Source organism: Gordonia sp. PDNC005 (assembly GCF_016919385.1).
Classification (GTDB): domain Bacteria; phylum Actinomycetota; class Actinomycetes; order Mycobacteriales; family Mycobacteriaceae; genus Gordonia.
In genome coordinates this window covers 763,686-786,334 of record NZ_CP070351.1, presented here as the reverse complement: position 1 = coordinate 786,334, position 22,649 = coordinate 763,686, and the positions used below count along the sequence as shown (strand labels likewise).

Here is a 22,649-nt window from a genome sequence, read left to right as displayed (position 1 = left end):
CGTGCGCGCGACGGTGATCACGGCGTCGCTCCTGCTGATCTCGTTCGCCTCTGCGCCGGGGATCGCCATTGGAGCCCCGCCGAGCCCGACCGAACAGTTCGCGCGGTGCGCCCGCCCGACGGCCGAACGATTCACCGGCACGCCGCCCGGTCACACCCTGCTCGATCTGGCTTCCGCCCACCGGTTCAGTCGAGGCGCGGGTGTCAAGGTGGCGGTGATCGACACCGGCGTCACCCCGCACCCCCGACTCCCCGGGCTGACCGGCGGAGGCGACTACGTGAGTTCTGGCGACGGCCTCGACGACTGCGATCTCCACGGCACTCTGGTCGCCGGGATCATCGCGGCCCGCCCGTCACCCGCCGACGACTACATCGGGGTGGCGCCGGAGGCGACGATCATCTCGATCCGGCAGTCGAGCGGCGCGTACCGTGCGAAGTCGTCCGACCGGGACGCTGCGGCCGTGGGTGCGGGCTACGGACCGCTGGAGACTCTCGCCGCGGCGATCCGACGCGCGGTCGACCTCGGCGCCGACGTCGTCAACATCTCGGAGACTGCGTGCGTTCCGGCAGCGCAGGCGGCAGGGGACGGTGCTGTCCGTGATGCGCTCCGTGACGCCGTCGTCCGCGACGTCGTCGTGGTGGCGGCTGCGGGCAATCTCTCCGACGGCACACAGTGCCGCGAGCAGAATCCCGACGTCGTAGGCCTTCCGGTGGTCACGGTCGCCACGCCGGCGCGACTGTCGCCCCTGGTGCTCACTGTCGGCGCGACGCAGGCGTCCGACGGGAGGGCCGCACCGTTCACTCTGCGCGGGCCGTGGGTGTCGGTCGCGGCGCCGGGAGCGGATGTGGTCGGTCTCGCGCCGACCGGACCGATCACCGCTCTCGCCGGGCCGACTGGGGAGAGCGGCTTGGCAGGCACCAGTTACGCGGCGCCCTACGTCTCAGGCACGGCGGCACTGATCCGGTCTCGGTTCCCCGACCTGACCGCCGCCGAGGTGATCCACCGGATCGTCGCGACAGCTCACGGCGGCGGTGCGGACACCGCCGTCGGACGCGGTGTGATCGATCCGGTGGCCGCCCTGACTGCGCAGTCGCCCCCTGCTCGACCGTCGTCGACGTCCCGCCGGATCGCCGCGCCCGCCCCGGTCGAAGACGGCGACAGCGGCCTGAGACGGGTGGCCCTGACAGCCGGGCTGGCCGCGGCCACCGTGGCCCTCAGCGTGATGCTGCGTCCAGCGCGGCGACACGCCCGAACACCATCGCGGGACCGATAGTCGCGCCCGGACCGGCGTAGGTGTGGCCCATGACCGGCGCGGCGACGTTGCCCGCCGCATAGAGGCCGTCGATCACCGAGTCGTCGTCGCGCAGCACACGTGCACGGACGTCGATCCGGACGCCGCCCTTGGTGCCGAGGTCGGCCGGGACTATCGCCGCAGCATAAAAGGGGCCAGTGGAGATCTCCCCGAGGCTCGGGTTGGGTTTGTTGGACGTGTCGCCGTAGTAGTGGTCATACGCCGACTCCCCTCGGTGGAAGTCGGAGTCGACGCCGTCGCGCGCGAACCCGTTGAACCTGTCGACGGTCGCCGTCAGCGCGCCCTCGGACAGCCCGAGTCGCTCCGCGAGTTCGGCAACGGTGTCCGCCTTGACGAGCGCCCCCGAGTCGAACCACTTCTTCGGCAACGGGCTGCGGGCCGGCTTGCCCGCGAACAGATAGCGGTTGCGGTACGTCTGATCGAAGACGAGCCACGCGGGCAGGTTCTCCGCTGCACCCGGACCCACACCGTGCTCACCGCCGAACATCGCGTGAGTGGCCTCGACGTACGGGAGCGACTCGTTCATGAACCGCTCGCCCCGCTTGTTCACGATGATGCTCCGCGGCAGCGAGCGCTCGGCCAGCGCGAACCACGGCCCGCGTGGCAGCGGGATCGACGGCGCCCACCACGCGTCATCGAGCAAGGCGGTGTCCGCGCCGACCGCGGTGGCAGCACGGAGCCCGTCGCCCGAGTTCGTGACCACACCGAGCGAGAGGTCCGGACCGGCGGGCGCGCGGTGATGCTGTGCCCGCAGTGCGGGATCGTGATCGAAGCCGCCGCAGGCCAGGATCACTCCGCGTCGCGCGATCACCTCGTGTTCACCGTCGGAGCCAGTCACTCGGGCTCCGAGGACGGCGCCCTCGGCGTCGGTGATCAGACCGCTGAGCGCAACCCCGAGGTGAATCGGCACGCCATGGCGTTGCAGGCCGACCATCAGTGAGGCGACCAGTGCGTTGCCCAGTCCGACGAGTCTGCGCCCGCGGGCCTTCGCGGCGAAGGTGCGCGCGCCCACTGCCATCATCCGGACCGGGCCCCGCCACCGCCGCAGCCCGGTGCTGAGCCAGCGATAGTCCGACTGTTTGACGACGACATTCAGCGGGGTCGGCGTGTAGAACGGCTCCATCGTCGTGAAGTCGTCGCCGATCGTGCGCACGTCGAACGGTTTCGGCTCACACGAGCGCCCCGACGCGCGGCCTCCCGGAGCCTCCGGGAAGTAGTCGCTGTAGCCGCGGACCCACTCCAGATCGAGGGCGCTGTTCCGGTTGAGGAACGCGATCGTCTCAGGCCCGTGTTCCAGGTACGCATCGATCAATTCGGCCGGGACGTCGTCGCCGACGAGCGAATGAAGATATGTCCGGGCGTCGCTCGTGGAATCGGCGGGGCCCTTCGCGGCGAGCACTTCGTTCCCGGGAATCCAGACACCGCCGCCGGAGCGCGACGTGGTGCCGCCCCAGCGCTGCGACTTCTCGACGATCACCACTTTGAGCCCAGCCGCGGCCGCGGTGATCGCGGCCGACATCCCGGCGGCGCCCGATCCGACGACGACAACGTCGACTTCCGCGGGGAGGCCCGCCGCACCCGACACCGACACCGTTCTGACAGTTTCTTTCATAGTGACAGTTTCTATCATTTTGCAGGCCGACGTTCAAGAGTGCACGGTGGACACCATGAGCCGTCCCCTGCGCACCCGCCAACGCACACGTGTCCGACAAGACATTCAGTCGGCCGCGTGGCGCCTGTTCGGCGAAGCGGGATACTCGTCGGTCACGACAAAGCAGATCGCCGATGCGGCGGGCGTCTCCGAGAGCACCTATTTCCGGCACGTGACCAATAAGGACGACCTGCTGCTCTACCCGCTCGAAGCGAGCAGCGCTGCGATCGTCTCCACGTTCGCCGCACAGCCGACCGACGTCGGAGTGCTCCGTGCGCTCGCCGATGCGATCGTCGAGCGCACCGAGGCGTCATCGGACGAGGAACTGGAACTGTGGCGGACCGCATTGGCCGGGGCCCCCGAACTCCGTGACCGCGTCACCCTGATCCGAGACGACGACGGCCGCGAGCTGGTGCAGCTCGCGGCCGAACGGATGGGCGTCTCCGGGGATTCGCTCGAGGCGGGCGTACGAGTGCACGCCGTCCTCGCGGCGGCCGCCTACGCGTACCGCCGGTGGTTCGACGGCGACTCTCGAGAGCTCAAGACCCTCATCAGAGACGCCACCGACATCGTGGTCAGCTCCTAGAGGGCCGCAGTTCGCGGGGAAGGGCGAACGTCAGCGTCTCCTCCGCCGTGGTGACGGTCTCGACATCGTTGAAACCGTGCTCGGCGAGCAGATCGATCACACCGCGGACGAGGACCTCGGGAACGGAAGCGCCGGAGGTGAGCCCCACCGTGGTGACGCCGTCGAGCCACGCGAGGTCGATCTCACGCGCGTAGTCGACGAGGTACGACGCCTGTGCACCGTTCTGCAGGGCCACTTCGACGAGACGGACCGAGTTCGACGAGTTCTTCGACCCGACGACGATCACCAGATCGCATTTGGGCGCCATCGCCTTCACCGCCACCTGACGATTCTGGGTGGCGTAGCAGATGTCGTCCGACGGCGGATCGTTGAGCAGGGGAAACTTCTCCCGCAGGCGGTTGACGGTCTGCATCGTCTCGTCCACCGAGAGTGTGGTCTGCGAGAGCCAGACGACACGCTCGGGATCGCGCACCTGCACCTGGTCGACGGCGTCGGGGCCGTCGACGAGCTGAATGTGCTCGGGTGCCTCACCCGCGGTGCCCTCGACCTCTTCGTGGCCCTCGTGACCGATCAGGACGATGTCGTAGTCGTCGCGTGCGAAGCGCTTCGCCTCCTGGTGCACCTTCGTGACCAGGGGGCATGTGGCGTCGATCGTCTTGAGGCTGCGCTCCGCGGCTGTGCGATGCACCTCCGGGGAGACACCGTGCGCGGAGAACACGACGATGGCGCCCTCGGGCACCTCGTCGGTCTCGCTGACGAACACCGCACCGCGTTCGACGAGGGTGTCGACCACGTGCCGGTTGTGGACGATCTCCTTGCGGACGTAGACGGGAGCGCCGTGCTTGTCGAGCGCGCGTTCGACAGTCTCGACGGCGCGATCGACACCCGCGCAGTAGCCGCGCGGCGACGCGAGGAGGACTCGCTTGGATTCAGCCATAACATCAAGAGTACGGCTGTGAGAAGGTGTTTACATGAATCGTCCTCCGTACCCCGCCCGCGTGGTGGCAGGTCTGCTGGTCACGACCGTTGAGGAGACCCGGAAACTGCCGACTCGGGTCATCACTCTGCCGATGTCTGCGGTGAGCAGCGCCCTGCAAGCGGGCATGCGTCTGCAGCAGAACATCGCCGAACTCGCCATCAAGGGTGACGAAGTGTTGTCGCCCATTTTCGACAAAGCCGAGGAGCAGCCGGAATGGGCGCGCTTCGATGATGACGACGAGCCCGCCGCCGCGGTGGTCGAGTCTGTCCCCGAGCCCGAAGCGGATCCGGCCCCCACGTCCGTCGCTGAGGCGACTCCGGCCGCCGAGCCCGCTCCCGAGCCGAAGGCCGACGCCGCCGGACGCCACGCGCTGTTCAGCTCTGTCCCGGCCGATCTCGCGCCCGGGACCACCACCGCTACCCCGAAGTCGGACACGCCCGTCGGCCCGACGCCCGAGGCCGTCGCCGCTCTCGACTACGACGCGCTGACCCTCGCGCAGTTGCGCGCGAAGGTCCGCACCCTCGACGTCGACACCCTGCAGGTGGTGGCCGAGTACGAGCGCGCCAACCGCAACCGCACGCCGTTCGTGACGATGATCGAGAACCGCATCGCGGGCCACCAGAAGAAGGCCGACGCCGGCCAGTGACCTCGCCCGAAGAGCCGTGGCCGGTACGCACGCTGAGCTTCAAGATCGGCGAGTGGGTCCACAAGCTCGGCCAGGTGTGGGTAGAGGGGCAGTTGACGCAGATCAACTCCCGGCCCGGGACCCGCACGGCGTTCTTGACGCTCCGTGACCCGGCCGCCGACATGTCCATCTCAGTCACGTGTGATCCGAACCTGTTGCGCCGCAGCCCCGTCCCACTGACGGACGGGGCTCGCGTCGTGGTCTGCGGTCGGCCGAGCTACTACGCCGGACGCGGCACCCTGTCACTCCGAATCACCGACATCCGCCCGGTCGGCATCGGTGAACTGCTCGCCCGCATCGAGCGGATCAAGGCCCTGCTCGCCGCGGAGGGCCTGTTCGACGCACGACGCAAACGCCCCCTGCCGTTCCTGCCGCACACGATCGGCTTGATCAGCGGCCGAGCGAGCGCCGCTCAGCGCGACGTGGTCGCCGTCTCCGAGGAACGGTGGTCGTCGGTCCGATTCGACGTCCGCGACACTCCGGTCCAGGGACCGACCGCCGTCCCCGCGATCATCGCTCAACTCGCCGAACTCGACGCAGATCCCCGCGTCCAGGTGATCATCATCGCTCGCGGCGGCGGAAGTGTCGAAGACCTGCTCCCCTTCTCCGACGAGACGCTGCTGCGCGCCGTCGCCGACTGTCAGACACCAGTCGTCAGTGCGATCGGCCACGAACCGGACACTCCCCTGCTCGACCTCGTCGCCGATGTCCGCGCCGCCACTCCGACGGACGCCGCGAAACGTGTGGTCCCCGATGTGACTGCCGAACTCCGGGCGATCGCCGTGCTGCGTGAACGCAGCGCCCACGCGCTCCGCAACTGGGTGCACCGGGAACAGCGTGTTCTCGACGGACTGCGCGCCAGGCCGGTCCTCGCCCGACCGCTGACGATGATCGACGGCAGGCAGGACAAGGTCGATTCGGCCGTCGTCGACATCCGGCGCAGCATCCGGCATCTGGTGACCGTCGAAGAGCATCGGCACGCGCAGTTCGCGGCCCGTCTCGCCACCCTCGGTCCGTCTCAGACTCTCGCTCGCGGCTACGCGGTCGTCCAGCGCACCGACACCGCTCAACCGCATGCGGTGGCGACCGTCGACGACCTGCCCGACGGCGCGCAGGTGCGCATCCGGGTGGCCGACGGGTCCGTCCACGCGACCATCGAAGGAGAACGCTCATGACCGATACCCCGATCCCGGTGGAGGAACTCTCCTACGAGGACGCCCGCGACGAACTGTCGCAGGTCGTCGCCGCCCTGGAACACGGCGGTCTCGGACTCGACGAGTCACTTGCCCTCTGGGAGCGCGGCGAGGCCCTCGCGACCCGCTGCACGGCCCACCTCGAAGGCGCCCGCGCCCGCATCGAAGAGGCCCTCAACGCCGGCGACGACGACTAGCGCCTCGCGCTCGTTGAGCGAGCGGAGCGATCAACGCGCGGTGGAGGAGTCCGGTCGAGCACGGCGCAGAGCAGGTTATCCCGTCGGCTTGGGTCGCGTGGAGACGATCGGCTGCGCGGCGGCGACGCCTACGGCGAGCGCTTCCAGCGACTCGTCCTTGCCGGAGCCCTTGACTGCGATGCGGACGTCGCCGAAGTCGGAGATCCACGCCTTCTTGTGGTCGGCGTTCTCGTAGGTGACCCAGGTGCGGCCGCCGATCTCTCGCGTACCCGTGCCGGACGCCTCGTCGCCCAGGAGCTGACGGAGAAGCGGCTCTTCGGTGGCGTCGGTCTGGGTGAGCTGCACGTACGCGCCCGCCCCGGTGATCCATCCGACGTTGCTCGACAATGTCGTCTCGACGTTCTGTGTTGATCCCGAGTTGGGCTGCCAGTCGGCGGGCACCTTCGGATCCCGGATCGGGAAGTGCATCGTCGACGCGTCGGCGAGCAGGCCGTCGGAGACGTCGAAGTACGGGACCTTCTTGTCGTTGGCATCGCTGCCGAATCCCCAGCTGCAGCTGCCCGCGACACCCGCGACGATCAACACGAGAACAGCGAGCGGGATGAGGGACCACATCATGTCCCTGCCGTCCTGCAGGATTCGGGGTTTATCGGCCATGCCAGCCATTATCCACGGACTCTCGTGCACCCACGCTTCCCGGGTCCGTCGCGGCCATGAAAGAATTGGAGCGTCTGTGTTGTGCATTGGTGCCTAGGAGTGGAGTCACATGTCGTCGAAGGAAGCACCCGATCGTAATCTCGCGATGGAACTCGTTCGAGTCACCGAGGCGGCAGCACTCGCTGCAGGCCGCTGGGTTGGACGCGGCGACAAGAACAGCGGCGACGGCGCGGCTGTCGACGCGATGCGTGAACTCCTCTCGACGGTTTCGATGCGCGGCACCGTCGTCATCGGCGAGGGCGAGAAGGACGAAGCCCCGATGCTGTACAACGGCGAGGTCGTCGGCAACGGCGAAGGCCCCGAGGTCGACGTCGCCGTCGACCCGATCGACGGCACCACTCTCATGGCCGAAGGCCGCCCCAACTCGATCGCCGTGATCGCGGTCTCCGAGCGCGGCACCATGTTCGATCCGTCCGCAGTGTTCTACATGAACAAGATCGCCGTCGGCCCGGCCGCCAAGGGCGCCATCGACATCGACCAGTCGGTCGAGTGGAACATCAACTCCGTCGCCGCAGCCAAGGGCATCGATGTCGCCGACCTGACCGTCGTCGTCCTCGACCGCCCGCGTCACGCCGAGCTGATCTCCGAGATCCGCGAGGCCGGCGCCAAGATCCGCCTGATCTCCGACGGTGACGTCGCGGGCGCGATCGCCGCCGCAGGCGACTACTCGACCGTCGACATGCTGATGGGCATCGGCGGCACTCCCGAAGGCATCATCAGTGCCGTCGCCATGAAGTGCATGGGCGGCGAGATCCAGGGCAAGCTGTGGCCGAAGGACGAGGCCGAGCGCCAGAAGGCAATCGACGCAGGTCACGACCTTGATCGAGTCCTCACCAACGAGATCCTCGTCAGCGGCGAGAACTCCTTCTTCTGCGCCACCGGCGTGACCAATGGCGACATGCTCCGCGGCGTCACCTACCGCCCGAACGGCGCGACCACCCGCTCGCTCGTCATGCGCAGCAAGTCTGGCACGGTCCGCACCGTCGAGGCCGTCCACCAGACGTCGAAGCTCCGCGAGTTCGCGCGCATCGACCTGTAGTTCTCCAGCACGACAAGGCAGGCCCCGCCACCGGCGGGGCCTGCCTTGTGTTCAGACTTTCAGCGGATCCAATTGCCCGTCGAGCATCACGAGAACGTCGTCGGCGTCGTCGAGTGCGCGGTGATCGTGGGTGACGAGCAGTGCGGCGATGCCTCGTTCTCGAACGAGGCCGGTCAACAGGGCCATGGTCTCCGCCGCCCGGTGCGAGTCGAGGGCTGACGTCGGCTCGTCGGCGAGCACCAGTCCGGGGTCGCCGATGAGGGCTCGTGCGATGTTCACCCGCTGCCTCATGCCGCCCGACAGTTGATGCGGCCGACGGTCCACCGCGTCAGCCAGACCGACGTCGGCCAGCAGTTCACGAGCACGTGACTTCGCGGCCGCGGGCCGACCGCCCGCGATGTGCACTGGCAGAAGTACCTGTTCGAGCGCTGTCAGATCGGGCAGCAAGTTGTCGTGCTGGAAGACGAAGCCGATTCTGGTGCGACGCACTTCCGCGCGTTGTTCTTCGGTCAGGTCGGTCACGTCGACCCCGTCCACGACGACCCGGCCGCGGTCGGGCGCGACGAGGGTTCCGGCGACCGAGAGAATGCTCGACTTCCCGCATCCGGACGGCCCGGTGAGTCCGACGAGGCGGCCGCGCGGAACGGTCAGCGAGACGTCGTCCACGGCGGTGAGACGCGCCCCGTCGCCGTCCGGGTAGGTGAGGGTGACATCGGTGATTTCGAGGGACATCCGTCTCTCTCCTATCGGTTGAGTGCGATGAGGGGATCCACACGGACCAGCGGTCTGAGGGCAAGTCCCGCGCCAGCCATGCCGAGCACCGCCATGCCCGCGACAAGACCGGCGGTGGCCGTCAGGTCGACGGCGATCGGAACCGTCGACGATGCGATCCATGCGCCGAGCGATCCCACCGAGAGTCCGACGACGAGCCCGACTCCGAGCACCGCAGCAGCTTGGCCGAGCCCGTCCCGCAGCAGGTAGCGACGACTCGCACCCATCGCTCGGACCACCGCGAGCGCGCGCACTCGCTGACCGGTCCAGACTGCGAAGAAGCCGCCGACGACGATCGCCGAGACGCCCACAAGCAGGGCCTGGATCAGCAACAGCGACGAGTGTTCAGAACTGTAGCCGGGGACGAGTGACGGCAGATCACGGTGCGCAGTCCTCACTGTTCCGGGTATGTACCGGTCAGTGAGCAGGGCCGATGCGGCGTCGCGTCCGGTCGCCTCCTGCCAGAGGCTCAGCGGCATCCTCAGCACTGGGGTGTGCGCGTATTTGCCGACGACGGCGATCGTGTCGATGCGGACGGGGGTGCTTCCGATGGTCGCAGTCGATCCCGTTGTGAGACCGAGCGCTGATGCCGTGGTCGGGTCGACGGTGACGGTGTCGACGTCGGAGAAGCCGAACGCCGACACGGCCGCTGCTCGCTCCCCCGCGGTGATGCGCGTGGTCGCGACACCGAGTGCCGGGACACCTGCGGTCGGGACGACTCGACTGTCGGTGAGCGACGACGCCGCGCCGTCGGCTGCGGTCTGCGTTCGCACGTCGCCTGGCAGTGCGCGGACGGCGGACGTCGATTCGTCGTCGAGCCCGGCGGCGAGTGACGACAGCATCACCACCATCAACGTCAACACCGCGATCACACCCGTGATCAGTGTGAATCGTCCTCTGGCGTCGCGGATCTCGCGCCATCCGATGTACACGTCTCTCTCCTGTCGTTCAGTGGTCCCTCCAGCCTCGCGTCGAACGGCGCCACTGCGCATCGCCCGCACGGGTCGTCTTCGCATCCATCAAAAGGTGCACTGGTCGAAGTGGGCCTTGTCCGCCGGTGATACTGAGTGAGTGACCGACGATCGCACCACCGACCGCTACGCCGAATGGGGCGGCCACGTCCTGTTCACGACGTTGCTCGCGGTGGGTGTGGCGAAATCGTCGACCGGACCGCAGCCCGCGGTTCCGTTGATGCTCGCCGCGCTGGTCGCCGGGTGGTACGTCGTGGGTGCGGTCGCGTCGGCTCGCGGTCACCGCGAGCGTGCCGGCCTGTGGTCGCTGACGCTGACTGCCGGCTGGATCGCCCTGGTGGCGGCGTCCGACGACTTCGTGTGGTTGGCGTTCGTCCTGGCGATCCTCTGCTGGCGGTTCCTTCCTCGCGCGGCCGCGGCCGCCGCGGCCGTCGTGATCGCGATCGTGTCCGTCGCGGGTGTCTGGGTGACGCAGGGCTTCACGGTCGGCGGCGTCATCGGGCCGACCATCGGCATCGCGACGGCCGTCGCCGTCACCGAGGCATTCACTCGAATCGCCGCCATGGTCGCCGAGCGGGACCGCCTGGTCGACGAGCTGGTGCTCACGCGGGACGAACTCGCGGCACAGCAACGAGAAGCAGGCGTGCTGGCCGAACGCGATCGTCTCGGCGGCGAGATCCACGACGGCGTCGGCCAGCATCTCGCGAGCATCATCATGTTGCTGCGCGCCGGACAGCCCGACGCCGCGCTCAACACCGCGCAGGCCGCGCTGGTCGAATCGCGTCGATTCCTCTCCGGCATCGACGGTCCTGCACCCGCAGGCGGGCTGTCGGAAGCCTTGGCACGACAGGCCGCAGTCCTGACGGATGCGGGTGTGCCCGCCGTCTTCGCCGAGCACGGCACACCTATCGAGGTGTCCGACGACGTCGAACGCACTCTCCTGCGGACAGTCCAGGAGGCTGTCCTCAACGTCCGCCGTCACGCCGAAGCGACGTCCGCCGCGCTGACGTTGACGTGGCTGCCCGGTGAAGTCCACGTGGATGTCGTGGACGACGGGGTCGGGATCGGTACTCGTGTGGGCGGTTCAGGTTTTGGGCTTCGGGCCATGCGCTCACGCGTGGCCCGATGCAACGGTGAGGTGAGCGTCGACGCCACACCGGGAGGAGGAACAACTGTGCACGCCCGGATTCCGATCGGATCGATCGCATGATCCGCGTGATGATCGTCGACGATCACCCGGTGGTCCGCGCAGGACTTCGGGCCGTCCTCGGGCCGGTCCCCGACATCACGGTCGTCGCCGAAGCCGGCACTGCGGCCGACGCTGTCGACACCGCGACCGGAACCCTCCTCGACGTCGTCCTCATGGACCTTCGGCTGCACGGCGCTGACCCCACGGCCGACGGCGTGTACGCGACCGCGTCGATCCGCGGGCTCGCCGACCCGCCCAACGTCCTCATCTTGACCACCTATCAGTCCGACGTCGACATCGTCCGCGCCGTAGACGCCGGCGCCGTCGGCTATCTGTTGAAGGACGCCGCGCCCGACGTTCTGACCGCTGCGATCCGCTCCGCCGCTGCAGGCGAAACAGTGCTCGGTCCGGCGATCGCGGCCCGCCTGCTGTCGCGCGTCACGTCCCCGGACTCGGCGCTCACCGGTCGGGAACTCCAGATCGTCGAACAGCTCGCCTCGGGCGGGACCAACCGGGAGATCGCCCGTCGGCTGGTCATCTCCGAGGCGACCGTGAAATCGCATCTCGTCCACATCTTCGACAAGCTCGGCGTCAACAGTCGCACCAAGGTGATCGCCGCGGCCCGAGACCGCGGGTTGATCGACTGACGCGGGCGTACGGTGGGCCCATGATCGAAACAGTCCCGGAGAACTGGTCCACGGCCCTCGTCCTCGTCGCGCACCCCGACGATCCGGAGTACGGGCTTGCCGCCGCCGTCGCGCGGTGGACGTCGCAGGGCAAGCGGGTGGTCTACGCCCTCGCGACCAGCGGAGAGAAGGGCATCGAAGGGATGGCGCCAGCCGAGGCGGGCCCGCTCCGAGAAGGTGAGCAGATCGCGTCAGCGGCCGTAGTCGGCGTCGACGAGGTGGAGTTCTGGGGCTTCCCGGACAGCGAGATCTTCAACACCGCCGAGCTCCGGGCGAAGGTCGCCGAAACCGTGGCGCGGATCAACCCAGACGTTGTCATCAGCCTGTACGGCGGTCCGGAATGGGGTCCTGGCCTCCCCAACCAGCGTGATCACATGGAATTCGCACAGGCCGTTGTCGACGCGTACGACGGCCCGGGTCCGCTGTATTGCAACGGCCCGGGTGCAACACACGCGGTTGACGTCGAGGGGTTCACCGACGCAGCGACTCGCGCCCTCGAATGCCACCGCGTGTATCTGGAAGTGCTCGACCCGTCGACGCCCGTCGACGAGCAGGCAGCGGCCCAGGTCGAACGGTCGACCGGCCCGATCGACGGCTTCCCGGCAGCCCGCGCGACAGGATTGGAACTGCTGCGCGCAGCCCGTTAGCCGAGGTCGACGCCCTCGAAGTCAGCATCTGTGTACTCGCGCGGCTCGACGAGGACCAGCCAGTTTCCGGAGTTGTCTCGCATGATCGCCTCCACGCCGTAGGGGCGCTCTTCAGGATCCTGCAGAAACTCCACGCCTTTGCCCTTCAGTTCTTCGACGGTGGCCCGGCAGTCGTCGACGTTCAGTCCCAACGCGGGGAGGCCGCCCTCGTCCTGCGCGCGGACCATCGCCGAGATCAGGTAGTCGGGCAACGGGGCGCTCGGAGTGGTGAGGTGAATGCTCAGCTCCGGCTGCGTGGGGTGCGACACGGTGCACCACCGGAAGTCGCCCATCGTCATGTCCTCTTGGAGGTCGAAGCCGAGGACGTCGGTGTAGAACGCCTTCGACTCGTCGATGTTCTTGACCCAGATGCTCGTGAGCGAAACGTTTGTGATCATTTCCCCACCATAAGTCCGAGGCCGCACGCGTGTATCGCGTACGGCCTCGGCTCGCTGAAAGGTTCGTGTGGGTTTCCGCTGACGGCAATCCGCCGTCAACTCGTGGCGGGGATCAACCCCTTCAACGTGTCGGGGATGAGCGCGGCGAGGTTGCCGAGGACTCCGCCGATGACGTCGCCGTTCGGGCTGGCTTCAGGCGCCGGAGCGTCCTTCGGTGCGTCGATGTTCACGCCGATCGTGATCTTCGGGCTCTTCGCCGGGTCGAGCCATTTGAGGACGTCGATCATCTTCTGGCGCTCGATCGCGATGCAGCCCCACGTCGGCTGATTGTCGCTCACGTGCAGGAAGATCGCCGACGCGTCGCCCGGCACGCGGTTCGGGTTGTGCGCGACGTTGACCGCGTAGTCGTACACGGGGCCCATGTTGTAGAGGTTCTCGCTGTCGCCGCCTGGGCTCTGCGCCTGGCGGACGTGGGTGTTGTAGGTCGGCGACTTCGGGTCCGAATCCCACCAGTCCTGAGTGTCCGCCTTGAAGTACGGCATCTTGGTGCCCGGGTTCTCCTGGCGACCGAACGCCTGGTCGAGCGGGAAAGTGCCCTGCGGTGTGCGGTAGACGTTGTCCTGCGCCTTACCCATGCCCTTCTCTCCGAGCCACGCCTTCGTCGGGCCGATGACCGGCTTCCAGACGCCCGCGTCGTCCTTCTCGAATGCGGTCAACGTCGCGGTCTGCGACGTCGCCACCGGCGCGGTGACCACAACCATCTGCTTGGTCGCGTCAGCGGCCTGCGGAGTGGTTCCACCGGGCAGCCCGGGGACGTTCAACGACTTCAGAATGGTTTCGATCAACGTCGTGATGTCCGACGTTCCGGGAGTGGGAGCGGGGGCCGTCGGCGCGGCGGACGCCGATCCCGTCCCGACCACCAGCGCAACGACAACCGCCGTCCCCAGTAGTCCCAATTGCCACACACGCCTCATCAGTAACTTCAGCATCATCTCAGTGTGCCAGCGACATCCGGGCATACGCCACCCCGGGAGAGCATCGTCACCTTTCCGCAATGCGACAGCGGCGCAGCTATCGTCGAGGCCATGACCACCCCTCCCCCGCCCCGCTGGATCACCGACACCAAGCCCGGACACAGCGAGTGGTACGTCGACCGATTCCGCACAATGGCAGCCGACGGCGCGGACCTCGTCGGCGAGGCCCGCCTCATCGACGCGATGGTGGGCCGCGGTTCTCGGATTCTCGACGCGGGCTGCGGACCCGGCCGTGTCGGCGGCTACCTGCACGGAGTCGGCCATGAGGTGGTCGGCGTGGATGTGGACCCGATCCTGATCGACGCGGCGATCGCCGACCATCCGGGTCCCGACTGGCGGGTCCAGGACCTGTCGACGCTCGACCTCGGGACTGCGTTCGACGCGATCGTCTGCGCCGGAAATGTTCTCGCATTCGTCGCGCCGGACACCGAAGCCCTGGTCCTCAGCCGCCTGAAGGCACACTTGACCGACGACGGGTTCATCGCGGTCGGGTTCCACACCGACAAGCTGAGCATCGCCACCTTCGACGACGCCGTCGCCGCCGCAGGTCTCACCCTCGATCTCCGACTCTCCACGTGGGACGTAAGACCTTGGCGCGACGACGCCGACTTTGCGGTGTCGATCCTCCGCCTCGCCTGATTGGTACGCCTGCCGACGACCACCGCCGCATAGCACCCTCGACCGCGCCAGCGGTACCACCCGCGCGATCTGTGGATGGAATCGGCGCTGTCCACAGAAGCCCGGTTTCCACGATTTCCGCCGGACAGAGGATGCTCAGCCGATAATGCTCGCGGAATGAACGAGATCCCCTTCGGGGTGTACCCCACCAGCCGGCTGTATCAGACTCTCGGACGGGCGAGTGTGGAGAAACTCCTCCGTGAACGCAAGGCACGCGTCCTTCGACGCGGATGGATCCAGGTCGGAGATCGGCAGGATCCCGCTGTAGAGGCGGTCCGTCGTGGGGGCGTGCTCAGCTGCGTGTCCGCACTCGACTACCACGGCGTGTCGGTTCCCGAGCATCACGATGTGCACGTTCGAGGCAACCGCTGGGCGGTGTCCAACCGCCGCGGGCCCTTCTGCCGACGGTTCGGCAGACCGGAGTCGGAGTACGGCGCAATCGATGACGTCGCGACCGCACTCGCCCACAGCGTGCACTGCCTGGACGACGAGGGCATCGTCGTGGTGTGCGATTCGCTGGTCTACCTCGGGATGATGTCGTTCGACGAGATCGAGCACCTGTTCCGCAGCGCCCCCGGGCGCGTCCGTCGACTGCTCGACAAGATCGATGGTCGTGCCATGTCCGGCCAGGAGTCGATGATCCGGTTTCGCTTGCTCCGCGAGAACGTGAAGCTCGACATCCAGGTGAAGATCGCAGGCGTCGGAACCGTCGACATCCTGATCGGCCGGTGGCTGATCGTGGAACTCGACGGGTTCGAGTTCCACGGCGACCGCCCGCATTTCACGAGCGACCGCATCCGAATCACCGATGCGCAGAACCTCGGCTATCACTTGCTGCCGTTCAGCTACGACCAAGTGGTCCTCGACAAGGACAAGACCCACGAGCGGATCATGACTGCAATTCGGAACGGCGCGCATATGCGCCGGTCGGTACTCGCCGGAGTGGTACCGGAGATGACGACCGAACCCGCATGGTAGGTCCGTCGACCCCTCAGGTACCACTCGCGCGAATGATCAGGGTGCGCCAGGCGCGAACTCCTCAAGCATGTCGGTGACAAGAGCGGCGATCGGAGAGCGCTCGCTGCGCGTCAGGGTGATGTGAGCGAAGAGCGGGTGCCCCTTGAGCTTCTCGATGACGGCGGCGACTCCGTCGTGGCGGCCGACCCGGAGATTGTCGCGCTGAGCGACATCGTGAGTCAGGACCACACGAGATCCGGAACCGAGCCGCGAGAGCACGGTGAGCAGCACGTTTCGCTCCAACGATTGCGCTTCGTCGACGATGACGAACGAGTCGTGCAAGGAGCGGCCTCGAATGTGAGTCAGCGGCAACACCTCGAGCATCCCGCGAGAGAGGACTTCGTCGATGACCTCTGTGGACACCAGGCCCTCAAGGGTGTCGAAGACGGCCTGCGCCCAGGGCCCCATCTTGTCCGATTCGCTGCCGGGCAGGTAACCGAGATTCTGTCCACCAACCGCGTACAGCGGGCGGAAGACCACGACCTTCCGCTGCGTCCGGCGCTCGAGTACCGCCTCCAGGCCCGCGCACAGTGCGAGCGCGGATTTTCCGGTGCCGGCCTTGCCGCCGAGCGAGACGATGCCGACGGACTCGTCGAGGAGCAGGTCGAGCGCAACCCGCTGCTCGGCCGATCGTCCACGGAGGCCGAACACCTCACGATCGCCGCGGACCAACTGGACCTGTTTGGTGTCCGTGACTCGGCCAAGCGCACTCCCGGACGCTCCGACCATTCGGACACCGGTGTGGCACGGCAGGTCGCGGGCTTCGTCGACGTCCACGACCCCGTCAGCGAAGAGCGTGTCGATGTCGGAGTCGAGAACGTCGAGCTCGTCCATTCCCGTCCAACCGGATACGACCACGTCCTGCGCGTGGTACTCGTCGGCGGCGAGTCCGACCGCGCCTGCCTTGACTCGCAACGGCGTGTCCTTGGACACGAGGGTCACGTCCCGCCCCTCGGCCCGCAGATTGAGAGCGCACGCGAGGATGCGGGAGTCGTTGGTGTCGTTGCGGAATCCCGCGGGCAGGACGGCCGGGTCCGTGTGATTGAGCTCCACTTGAACGGTTCCGCCGAGGTCACCGACCGGTAGCGGCTCGTCGAGCCGACCGTGTTCGACGCGCATGTCGTCGAGCAGACGGAGGGCTTGGCGGGCGAACCAGCCGAGTTCACTGTGATGCCGTTTGCCCTCGAGTTCGCTGATCACCACGAGTGGGAGGACAACGTTGTGCTCGGCGAACCGAGTCACCGCCCACGGGTCGGAGAGCAGTACGGAGGTGTCGAGGACGTAGGTGCGTGCGGTCACGTCAAGGCTCCTTGGCGCCGCGCGGCTCCCGCGCGGTCCGAGTTTTCTCCGGCCGGCCGGTTCGTGCCTGAGTCGGTGTCAGCCGACGTCGGCGAGGACCGGGGCCGGTCCTCTCGTGACGTGATCGTCCACGAATCGAACCTCCCGAACGAACCGCTTCCCCACGGCCCGTCAAGGCTCAACGTACGCCGGGTCACACCGACCATCGGCGAATGCCGGCCAGCGTGTCGGTGAACAACGTGTAACCAGAAGAATCAGTACTTGCCAGATGAGAAAGCACTCTCTATATTTTCCAATATGGAAACTACACCGGACCCGCAGGCGGCGCGAGACGCACTCCGCGAAGCCGAGCGCGCCGCCGCCGCACCGTTCGTCGACTACCCGCCGACTCCGCCCTGGTACTCACCCGCCGTCGGAGCCTGGTTCACCTGCCTGGCGGCGATCGTCTGGTATCGACCCGACACGAAGTTCGCGATCCCGGCGATGATCGTCCTGATAGCTCTGGTCGGCGCCTTCGTCGCCTGGCACACACGAGTCCGCGGGACGATGCCCACCCTGACCGGCGCGCCGCGCGAGCTTCGAGGCCCGATGCTTGCCTACGCCGCGGGCGTCGTGGTTATCGCGGCGGTCGTGATCCCTCTCGGGATGTGGGAGCCGCTCGCCGGAGTGCTCGCGACATTCGTCCTCGTCACCGCCGGAATCGCAGCCTACGAGGCCGCGTATGCGCGTGCCGCCCGCGCCGTCCGGGAGCGACTGGAGTGACCAGCCCACTCGGCGATCTCGACCCCGTCTTGACTCCGCCGAAACGCCTCGCGGCGCTCGCCGTGCTGCGCAACGCGACGACCACCGACTTCACGTTCCTGCGAGATCACCTCGCCGTCAGCGACTCCGACCTGTCCAAACAGATGGCAGCGCTCGTCGACGCCAGATACGTCAGCGTGACCAAGTCCCGCGGCCGCGGCGGCTCGACCACGTACAAGATCACCGGCGACGGCAAGAAGGCGTTCGAGGCCCACAAGAGAGCACTCGAACGTCTTATCGCGGGGTGACTCCGACGGATCAGTTGCCGACACACTGACGTCGACGCAACGAGAAAACCCGCAGATCAGAACTCCCGTGTTCACAGGATGGCTGACTGCGGGCTTCTTCGGGTGAGCCGTGACGATCGACGGTCAGTGACTCCCGGCCCGCTCCAGGATGCGCGCGCGGGCTGCTTCCGCATCGTCGGAGAGGCTCTGCAGGCTGTCGATCTTCAGCGCGTCGGCCAGCCGGCGGGCGATCGCAGCGTCGGATGCGGCGTCTTCGAAGTCGCTGATGAGCGCGCGCTGAGCGTCGAAGTCGGCGACGTCGTCACCGATGTGCTCGATGCCTGCCAGTGCGCGGTCGACTGCGAGCAGCGTCGCCTCCTGGTCCGCGACGGCTCCCGCGACCAGGAACGCCTCGAAGAATGAGGCCTGTGCCGCGTCGTCGTGGCGGATCTTCTCCAGGATGTTCTTCAGATCGGAATCGTCGGCGTGCTCGAGGAGCTTGCCGATGAAGTGATCACACTGGTTCTCGTGCACTGCGAGCAGCGCGAGGACGTCGAGCGGGCCGAGCGAATCGACCTCTTCAGGCGTCTGACGCCAGCCCGCGACGACGTGGATGCGACGACGGTTCTCGGCGTCGACCGGGTCGGTCGCGCGGGTCACGACGAGGTAGTCGCGCAGCACGATCGCGTGACGGTTGTCCTCCGCGGTCCACGTTCCGACGAGCTGGCGCCAGTCGGAGAACGGCGGGAAGAACATCGAGATGACGCGGTGGAAGGACGGCAGGTTGTCCTTCATCAGCAGCAGCGCGAGCAGGCCTGCCGCGGCCGTCTCGTTCAGTGTCTCGTCGCCGGGCTGGAAGTCTTCGCCGCCAAGGAACGCGAAGTTGCGGCCCTTGTCCCACGGCACCCAGTCGCCTGGGTTCCACGCGAGCGCGGCGGCCGCGTGTTCTTCGGCGATCTCGGGGAGAGCCTTCTCCAGCGCGGTGATCAACTCGTCTTCGCTCAGTACTGACACGGGCGCCACCTTACTTCACACCGCTCATCAGGCCCCAGTCCTCGAGACCTTCGTACAGCGGGAAGTCGAGCGCGAGAGCGCTGACACGGGCGCGCAGCGATGCGACGTCGGCGTTCTTGCCCGCCGCGAGCGCGGTGCCGATGATGTCTGCGACCTCGGTGAACTCGGTGTCGCCGAAACCGCGAGTTGCGAGCGCAGGCGTGCCGATGCGCAGGCCGGAAGTGACCATCGGCGGACGCGGATCGAACGGCACGGCGTTGCGGTTCACGGTGATGCCGATCTCGTGGAGAAGATCTTCGGCCTGCTGGCCGTCGAGGTCGGAATCGCGGAGGTCGACGAGCACGAGGTGGACGTCGGTGCCGCCGGTCAGCACGGTGATTCCGGACTTGGCGACATCGTCTCCGAGAAGGCGGTCGGCGAGGATCTTCGCACCGGACAGCGTGCGCCGCTGGCGCTCGGCGAACTCGTCACTCGCTGCGACCTTGAGTGCGACCGCCTTGGCGGCGACGGCATGCATGAGCGGTCCACCCTGCTGACCGGGGAAGACGGCGGAGTTGAGCTTCTTGGCCCACTCTTTCTTCGCCAGGATCATGCCCGAGCGCGGACCACCGAGGGTCTTGTGGACGGTGGTCGAGACGACGTCGGCATATTCGACCGGGTTCGGATGCAGGCCGGCCGCGACAAGACCGGCGAAGTGCGCCATGTCGACCCACAGGTGTGCGCCGACCTCGTCTGCGATCGACCGGAACGCCGCGAAGTCGAGCGTGCGCGGGTAGGCGGACCAGCCCGCGACGATCACCTTCGGCTTGGTGTCGAGGGCGATCTTGCGCACCTCGTCCATGTCGATGCGGAAGTCTTCCTTGCTGACACCGTAGAAGGCGTTCTCGTACAGCTTGCCCGAGAAGTTCAGTCGCATGCCGTGCGTGAGATGGCCGCCGTGCGCCAGATCGAGACCGAGCAGCGTCTCGCCGGGTTCCATCAGCGCCTGCAGCACTGCGGCGTTCGCCTGGGCGCCCGCGTGCGGCTGCACGTTGGCGAACTCGGCGCCGAACAGTTCCTTGGCACGGTTGCGGGCGATGTCCTCGACGACGTCGACGTACTCACAGCCTCCGTAGTAACGGCGGCCCGGGTATCCCTCGGCGTACTTGTTGGTCAGGACGCTGCCCTGCGCCTGAAGCACCGCGCGCGGCACGAAGTTCTCCGACGCGATCATCTCGAGGGTGTCGCGCTGACGGGACAGCTCACCGTTCATGGCGGCAGCCACATCGGGATCGAGTTCGGCCAAGGACTGCGTGAACTGACTCATGCCGTGCATTCTAGTTCGATAGTTCAGCTCGGAGAACCGCCGGGGTGAGGGGTTCGTCGAGCAACCTTCCGAATCGGGTGAGTCGCTGGTCCGACGGCGCGTCGTCGAGCCAATCGCCCAGCAGTCGGTAGCCCTCGACGTAGGTGGAGATGTACGCCCGCCACAGCGGCGAGGTGAGGAACCTCAGCATCTGCCGCGAGCGGTCCGGATCGACGAGCAGCCATTGTTGAAGGAACGCCGCGACGGTGTCGGCGTCGTCGTGCCGATCGTGAAGCATGAGCGCGGCGTCCTGCCGGACGGTGAGCAGGCCGGCGGTGGCCGCCGACACGGCACGGGCCCTCTCCGCATCGAACCGCAGACCGAAGTCGGCGTAGATCTCAGCGGCCCACTCATGCCATTCCGGCCCCATCGCGGCGGCAAGCGCATGGTCGGCCAGGCCCTCGGCCATCAGGCACTGTGGCGTGTTGACCAGGAAGATCGTGTGCTCGATCTGCCCGGTCCCGACAAGCCTCTGCTCCTTCCGGCAGTGCTCGGTGTGATGCCCCGGGTACGCCTCGTGAGCGATGAGTCCCGGCAGCCCAGACAGGTGCTGCGGGAGGTCGGTGTTCACGGCGACCTTCGATCGGTAGTCGCCGAGGTAGTAGTTGAAGCCCGACCACGGCTTGTCCGAGACGACGTCGAACTCCACCACCTCACTCGGCGGCAGTGGGAACTCCGCACGCACCCGGTCACGCAGGCTGCTCGCGAAAGCGGCGATCAGCGGCTCGGTGAGGTCCGCGGGGATCTCGCCCGCGCGGCGGTACCGCTGGTACTCGTCGCGCAGCCGTTCGCCCGTCGCGCCCGGGATTCCGAGCGCCTCCGCCAGTGCGCCGTGCGCCTCCCGGTAACGAGCCGGATCGGCGGGCGCGATGTCGACGTCGAAGTACGCGCGCACCTCGTCCACGAACCCGACGTCCTCCCCCGCGAACTTTCGCGCCGAGCATTCCAGCGCACGCAGGTGCGCGGCGACGAACTCTGCACGGTCGGCCGGGAGTCCGTCGGGAAGTCGTTCGAGGAGCGCGCGAGCACGTGCGCCGAGCTGCGCCGGATCGGGCCGCGGCGCGTTCTGTGCCTCGGCCCGCAACGCCGGGTCGCCGGTGAAGGCGTCGACGAATCCCTCCTCCAAACGGTCGAACAGCAGCCCGATGCGGAGGTACTCGATCACCGGATCATCGGACGGGCGCTGCGCTGCGGTCATGCCTGCCAGCCTATGCCTGTACCGTTACCGGTCATGGCGCGCCATTCCAGCGACCGCGACCCCGGCCTCTATCTCGAACTCGACCGCAAGCAGTGGCGTGAACTGCGGCAGTCGATGCCGATGGTGCTGACCGAGTCCGAGCTCGAAGACCTCGTCGGTCTGGGTGAGCAGATCGACCTCACCGAGGTCGCCGAGGTCTACCTGCCGATCTCCCGTCTGATTCACATGCAGGTCGAGGCCAGACGCCGGTTGTTCGCCGCGACGTCGACGTTCCTCGGCGAGCACCAACGCAACCGGCAGGTGCCGTTTGTCATCGGCATCGCAGGCAGCGTGGCCGTAGGCAAGTCGACCACTGCGCGTGTGCTCGCGAAGCTCCTGTCGAGGTGGGAGACGCACCCGAAGGTCGACCTGATCACCACGGACGGGTTCCTCTATCCGACCGCCGAACTCGAACGACGCGGCATCATGCATCGCAAGGGTTTCCCGGAGTCGTACGACCGGCGTGGTCTGCTGAGGTTCGTCACCGAGGTGAAGTCGGGGGCGTCGTTCGTCACCGCGCCCGTGTACTCACATGTCAGCTACGACATCGTCCCCGATGCGTTCATCGAGGTGGAACAGCCCGACATCCTCATCGTCGAGGGCTTGAACGTCCTGCAGACCGGCCCGACCCTGACCGTCTCGGACCTGTTCGACTTCTCCATTTACGTCGATGCGAAGACGTCCGACATCGAACGCTGGTATATCTCGCGTTTCCTGCAGATGCGGACCACCGCGTTCCAGAATCCGAACTCGCATTTCCACCACTACGCGTCGTTGACCGACCAGCAGGCGAAGATCGCCGCGCGCGACATCTGGACGTCGATCAACCGCCCCAACCTCATCGAGAACGTGCTTCCGACCCGGCCCCGCGCGACGCTTGTGCTCCGCAAAGACCGGGATCACTCGATCAACAAGGTCCGCCTGCGGAAGCTCTGAG

Annotated in this window: 25 protein-coding genes; 14 read left to right on the top strand and 11 right to left on the bottom strand. The window is 67.3% G+C overall.

Going from position 1 to position 22,649, the window contains the following annotated elements; translation table 11 throughout:
• Position 1 precedes the first annotated feature (1 nt).
• Positions 2 to 1,273 carry a type VII secretion-associated serine protease mycosin gene (mycP, locus tag JVX90_RS03845; RefSeq protein WP_205331127.1) on the top strand — a complete coding sequence of 424 codons (1,272 nt, stop codon included), beginning with the start codon at positions 2 to 4 and terminating at the stop codon, positions 1,271 to 1,273.
• Here the strand turns inward: mycP and kstD are convergent.
• Positions 1,215 to 2,924 (bottom strand): 3-oxosteroid 1-dehydrogenase, encoded by a 1,710-nt coding sequence (gene kstD, locus JVX90_RS03840; protein ID WP_205331126.1) that lies wholly within the window; start codon positions 2,922 to 2,924, stop codon positions 1,215 to 1,217. The two genes, mycP and kstD, sit on opposite strands and share 59 nt — an antisense overlap.
• Before the next feature lie 55 nt (positions 2,925 to 2,979).
• Here kstD and JVX90_RS03835 point away from each other — a divergent pair, with 55 nt between their 5' ends.
• Entirely contained in the window at positions 2,980 to 3,549 is a 570-nt protein-coding gene (locus JVX90_RS03835) for a TetR/AcrR family transcriptional regulator (protein ID WP_205331125.1), read from the top strand.
• Here the strand turns inward: JVX90_RS03835 and JVX90_RS03830 are convergent.
• Positions 3,539 to 4,486, bottom strand: a complete 948-nt coding sequence (locus tag JVX90_RS03830) for a 4-hydroxy-3-methylbut-2-enyl diphosphate reductase (protein WP_205331124.1) — start codon at positions 4,484 to 4,486, stop codon at positions 3,539 to 3,541. The two genes, JVX90_RS03835 and JVX90_RS03830, sit on opposite strands and share 11 nt — an antisense overlap.
• Positions 4,487 to 4,520: 34 nt before the next feature.
• Here JVX90_RS03830 and JVX90_RS03825 point away from each other — a divergent pair, with 34 nt between their 5' ends.
• Genes JVX90_RS03825 through JVX90_RS03815 form a run of 3 tightly spaced genes read left to right on the top strand, consistent with a single transcriptional unit; the run spans position 4,521 to position 6,603 of the window.
• Positions 4,521 to 5,174, top strand: a complete 654-nt coding sequence (locus tag JVX90_RS03825) for a lipid droplet-associated protein (RefSeq protein ID WP_205331123.1) — start codon at positions 4,521 to 4,523, stop codon at positions 5,172 to 5,174.
• On the top strand, positions 5,171 to 6,388 hold the full coding sequence (gene xseA / locus JVX90_RS03820) for an exodeoxyribonuclease VII large subunit (protein ID WP_205331122.1): 1,218 nt from the start codon (positions 5,171 to 5,173) through the stop codon (positions 6,386 to 6,388). Before JVX90_RS03825 ends, xseA begins: the two co-directional genes overlap by 4 nt.
• Positions 6,385 to 6,603: an exodeoxyribonuclease VII small subunit gene (locus JVX90_RS03815; protein WP_205331121.1), complete on the top strand. Its 219-nt coding sequence runs from the start codon at positions 6,385 to 6,387 to the stop codon at positions 6,601 to 6,603. Before xseA ends, JVX90_RS03815 begins: the two co-directional genes overlap by 4 nt.
• Positions 6,604 to 6,678: 75 nt before the next feature.
• Here JVX90_RS03815 and JVX90_RS03810 read toward each other — a convergent pair whose 3' ends face one another.
• Positions 6,679 to 7,260 carry a DUF4245 domain-containing protein gene (locus tag JVX90_RS03810; RefSeq protein WP_205331120.1) on the bottom strand — a complete coding sequence of 194 codons (582 nt, stop codon included), beginning with the start codon at positions 7,258 to 7,260 and terminating at the stop codon, positions 6,679 to 6,681.
• Between the two features lie 109 nt (positions 7,261 to 7,369).
• On the opposite strand from JVX90_RS03810, the gene glpX reads away from it, so the two are divergent.
• A complete protein-coding gene (gene glpX / locus JVX90_RS03805; RefSeq protein ID WP_008379736.1) occupies positions 7,370 to 8,359 on the top strand; it encodes a class II fructose-bisphosphatase in 990 nt (329 codons plus the stop codon).
• Positions 8,360 to 8,410: 51 nt separating this feature from the next.
• Here the strand turns inward: glpX and JVX90_RS03800 are convergent, their stop codons facing one another.
• Both JVX90_RS03800 and JVX90_RS03795 read right to left on the bottom strand, forming a co-directional pair.
• Positions 8,411 to 9,091, bottom strand: a complete 681-nt coding sequence (locus tag JVX90_RS03800; protein WP_205331119.1) for an ABC transporter ATP-binding protein — start codon at positions 9,089 to 9,091, stop codon at positions 8,411 to 8,413.
• Positions 9,092 to 9,102: 11 nt separating this feature from the next.
• Positions 9,103 to 10,062: an ABC transporter permease gene (locus JVX90_RS03795; RefSeq protein WP_205331118.1), complete on the bottom strand. Its 960-nt coding sequence runs from the start codon at positions 10,060 to 10,062 to the stop codon at positions 9,103 to 9,105.
• Between the two features lie 139 nt (positions 10,063 to 10,201).
• On the opposite strand from JVX90_RS03795, the gene JVX90_RS03790 reads away from it, so the two are divergent.
• From JVX90_RS03790 to JVX90_RS03780, 3 genes are read left to right on the top strand one after another with little or no spacing between them, the layout of a single operon-like run.
• Positions 10,202 to 11,311: an ATP-binding protein gene (locus JVX90_RS03790; protein WP_205331117.1), complete on the top strand. Its 1,110-nt coding sequence runs from the start codon at positions 10,202 to 10,204 to the stop codon at positions 11,309 to 11,311.
• Positions 11,308 to 11,937 carry a response regulator transcription factor gene (locus JVX90_RS03785; protein ID WP_205331116.1) on the top strand — a complete coding sequence of 210 codons (630 nt, stop codon included), beginning with the start codon at positions 11,308 to 11,310 and terminating at the stop codon, positions 11,935 to 11,937. The genes JVX90_RS03790 and JVX90_RS03785 overlap by 4 nt, the downstream gene beginning before the upstream one ends.
• Before the next feature lie 20 nt (positions 11,938 to 11,957).
• Positions 11,958 to 12,623 carry a PIG-L family deacetylase gene (locus JVX90_RS03780; RefSeq protein WP_205331115.1) on the top strand — a complete coding sequence of 222 codons (666 nt, stop codon included), beginning with the start codon at positions 11,958 to 11,960 and terminating at the stop codon, positions 12,621 to 12,623.
• Here JVX90_RS03780 and JVX90_RS03775 read toward each other — a convergent pair.
• Positions 12,620 to 13,060: a VOC family protein gene (locus tag JVX90_RS03775; protein ID WP_205331114.1), complete on the bottom strand. Its 441-nt coding sequence runs from the start codon at positions 13,058 to 13,060 to the stop codon at positions 12,620 to 12,622. The two genes, JVX90_RS03780 and JVX90_RS03775, sit on opposite strands and share 4 nt — an antisense overlap.
• Positions 13,061 to 13,155: 95 nt before the next feature.
• Positions 13,156 to 14,034 carry a L,D-transpeptidase family protein gene (locus JVX90_RS03770; protein ID WP_240194047.1) on the bottom strand — a complete coding sequence of 293 codons (879 nt, stop codon included), beginning with the start codon at positions 14,032 to 14,034 and terminating at the stop codon, positions 13,156 to 13,158.
• Between the two features lie 111 nt (positions 14,035 to 14,145).
• On the opposite strand from JVX90_RS03770, the gene JVX90_RS03765 reads away from it, so the two are divergent.
• Positions 14,146 to 14,733 carry a class I SAM-dependent methyltransferase gene (locus tag JVX90_RS03765; RefSeq protein WP_205331113.1) on the top strand — a complete coding sequence of 196 codons (588 nt, stop codon included), beginning with the start codon at positions 14,146 to 14,148 and terminating at the stop codon, positions 14,731 to 14,733.
• A gap of 156 nt (positions 14,734 to 14,889) precedes the next feature.
• Complete coding sequence (locus JVX90_RS03760; RefSeq protein WP_205331112.1) at positions 14,890 to 15,750, top strand: DUF559 domain-containing protein; 861 nt, start codon at positions 14,890 to 14,892, stop codon at positions 15,748 to 15,750.
• 36 nt (positions 15,751 to 15,786) lie between these two features.
• On the opposite strand, the gene JVX90_RS03755 is transcribed toward JVX90_RS03760, so the two are convergent.
• Positions 15,787 to 17,088, bottom strand: a complete 1,302-nt coding sequence (locus tag JVX90_RS03755) for a PhoH family protein (protein ID WP_205331111.1) — start codon at positions 17,086 to 17,088, stop codon at positions 15,787 to 15,789.
• 297 nt (positions 17,089 to 17,385) lie between these two features.
• On the opposite strand from JVX90_RS03755, the gene JVX90_RS03750 reads away from it, so the two are divergent.
• Both JVX90_RS03750 and JVX90_RS03745 read left to right on the top strand, forming a co-directional pair.
• Positions 17,386 to 17,850: a hypothetical protein gene (locus JVX90_RS03750; RefSeq protein ID WP_205331110.1), complete on the top strand. Its 465-nt coding sequence runs from the start codon at positions 17,386 to 17,388 to the stop codon at positions 17,848 to 17,850.
• The gene (locus JVX90_RS03745) at positions 17,847 to 18,137 is read left to right on the top strand and encodes a transcriptional regulator (RefSeq protein ID WP_205331109.1); all 291 of its coding nucleotides are present in this window, start codon (positions 17,847 to 17,849) and stop codon (positions 18,135 to 18,137) included. Before JVX90_RS03750 ends, JVX90_RS03745 begins: the two co-directional genes overlap by 4 nt.
• 123 nt (positions 18,138 to 18,260) lie before the next feature.
• Here JVX90_RS03745 and JVX90_RS03740 read toward each other — a convergent pair whose 3' ends face one another.
• Genes JVX90_RS03740 through JVX90_RS03730 form a run of 3 tightly spaced genes read right to left on the bottom strand, consistent with a single transcriptional unit; the run spans position 18,261 to position 21,673 of the window.
• On the bottom strand, positions 18,261 to 19,130 hold the full coding sequence (locus JVX90_RS03740) for an acyl-ACP desaturase (protein ID WP_205331108.1): 870 nt from the start codon (positions 19,128 to 19,130) through the stop codon (positions 18,261 to 18,263).
• A gap of 10 nt (positions 19,131 to 19,140) precedes the next feature.
• Complete coding sequence (glyA, locus tag JVX90_RS03735) at positions 19,141 to 20,436, bottom strand: serine hydroxymethyltransferase (protein ID WP_205331107.1); 1,296 nt, start codon at positions 20,434 to 20,436, stop codon at positions 19,141 to 19,143.
• Between the two features lie 10 nt (positions 20,437 to 20,446).
• Positions 20,447 to 21,673: a DUF885 domain-containing protein gene (locus JVX90_RS03730; protein ID WP_205331106.1), complete on the bottom strand. Its 1,227-nt coding sequence runs from the start codon at positions 21,671 to 21,673 to the stop codon at positions 20,447 to 20,449.
• A 33-nt stretch (positions 21,674 to 21,706) separates the two neighbouring features.
• Here JVX90_RS03730 and coaA point away from each other — a divergent pair, with 33 nt between their 5' ends.
• Positions 21,707 to 22,648 (top strand): type I pantothenate kinase, encoded by a 942-nt coding sequence (gene coaA / locus JVX90_RS03725; protein ID WP_008379709.1) that lies wholly within the window; start codon positions 21,707 to 21,709, stop codon positions 22,646 to 22,648.
• Position 22,649: the final 1 nt, after the last annotated feature.

Bases quoted from the DNA above. Each gene is read 5' to 3' on its own strand.
- kstD (WP_205331126.1), bottom strand. From the start codon at position 2,924: ATGAAAGAAACTGTCAGAACGGTGTCGGTGTCGGGTGCGGCGGGCCTC.
- JVX90_RS03750 (WP_205331110.1), top strand. From the start codon at position 17,386: ATGGAAACTACACCGGACCCGCAGGCGGCGCGAGACGCACTCCGCGAA.
- JVX90_RS03775 (WP_205331114.1), bottom strand. From the start codon at position 13,060: ATGATCACAAACGTTTCGCTCACGAGCATCTGGGTCAAGAACATCGAC.
- JVX90_RS03810 (WP_205331120.1), bottom strand. From the start codon at position 7,260: ATGGCCGATAAACCCCGAATCCTGCAGGACGGCAGGGACATGATGTGG.
- JVX90_RS03770 (WP_240194047.1), bottom strand. From the start codon at position 14,034: ATGAGGCGTGTGTGGCAATTGGGACTACTGGGGACGGCGGTTGTCGTT.
- JVX90_RS03800 (WP_205331119.1), bottom strand. From the start codon at position 9,091: ATGTCCCTCGAAATCACCGATGTCACCCTCACCTACCCGGACGGCGAC.
- glpX (WP_008379736.1), top strand. From the start codon at position 7,370: ATGTCGTCGAAGGAAGCACCCGATCGTAATCTCGCGATGGAACTCGTT.
- coaA (WP_008379709.1), top strand. From the start codon at position 21,707: ATGGCGCGCCATTCCAGCGACCGCGACCCCGGCCTCTATCTCGAACTC.
- JVX90_RS03765 (WP_205331113.1), top strand. From the start codon at position 14,146: ATGACCACCCCTCCCCCGCCCCGCTGGATCACCGACACCAAGCCCGGA.
- JVX90_RS03785 (WP_205331116.1), top strand. From the start codon at position 11,308: ATGATCCGCGTGATGATCGTCGACGATCACCCGGTGGTCCGCGCAGGA.
- JVX90_RS03830 (WP_205331124.1), bottom strand. From the start codon at position 4,486: ATGGCTGAATCCAAGCGAGTCCTCCTCGCGTCGCCGCGCGGCTACTGC.
- JVX90_RS03780 (WP_205331115.1), top strand. From the start codon at position 11,958: ATGATCGAAACAGTCCCGGAGAACTGGTCCACGGCCCTCGTCCTCGTC.
- JVX90_RS03730 (WP_205331106.1), bottom strand. From the start codon at position 21,673: ATGACCGCAGCGCAGCGCCCGTCCGATGATCCGGTGATCGAGTACCTC.
- JVX90_RS03760 (WP_205331112.1), top strand. From the start codon at position 14,890: ATGAACGAGATCCCCTTCGGGGTGTACCCCACCAGCCGGCTGTATCAG.
- glyA (WP_205331107.1), bottom strand. From the start codon at position 20,436: ATGAGTCAGTTCACGCAGTCCTTGGCCGAACTCGATCCCGATGTGGCT.
- JVX90_RS03825 (WP_205331123.1), top strand. From the start codon at position 4,521: ATGAATCGTCCTCCGTACCCCGCCCGCGTGGTGGCAGGTCTGCTGGTC.
- JVX90_RS03835 (WP_205331125.1), top strand. From the start codon at position 2,980: ATGAGCCGTCCCCTGCGCACCCGCCAACGCACACGTGTCCGACAAGAC.
- JVX90_RS03815 (WP_205331121.1), top strand. From the start codon at position 6,385: ATGACCGATACCCCGATCCCGGTGGAGGAACTCTCCTACGAGGACGCC.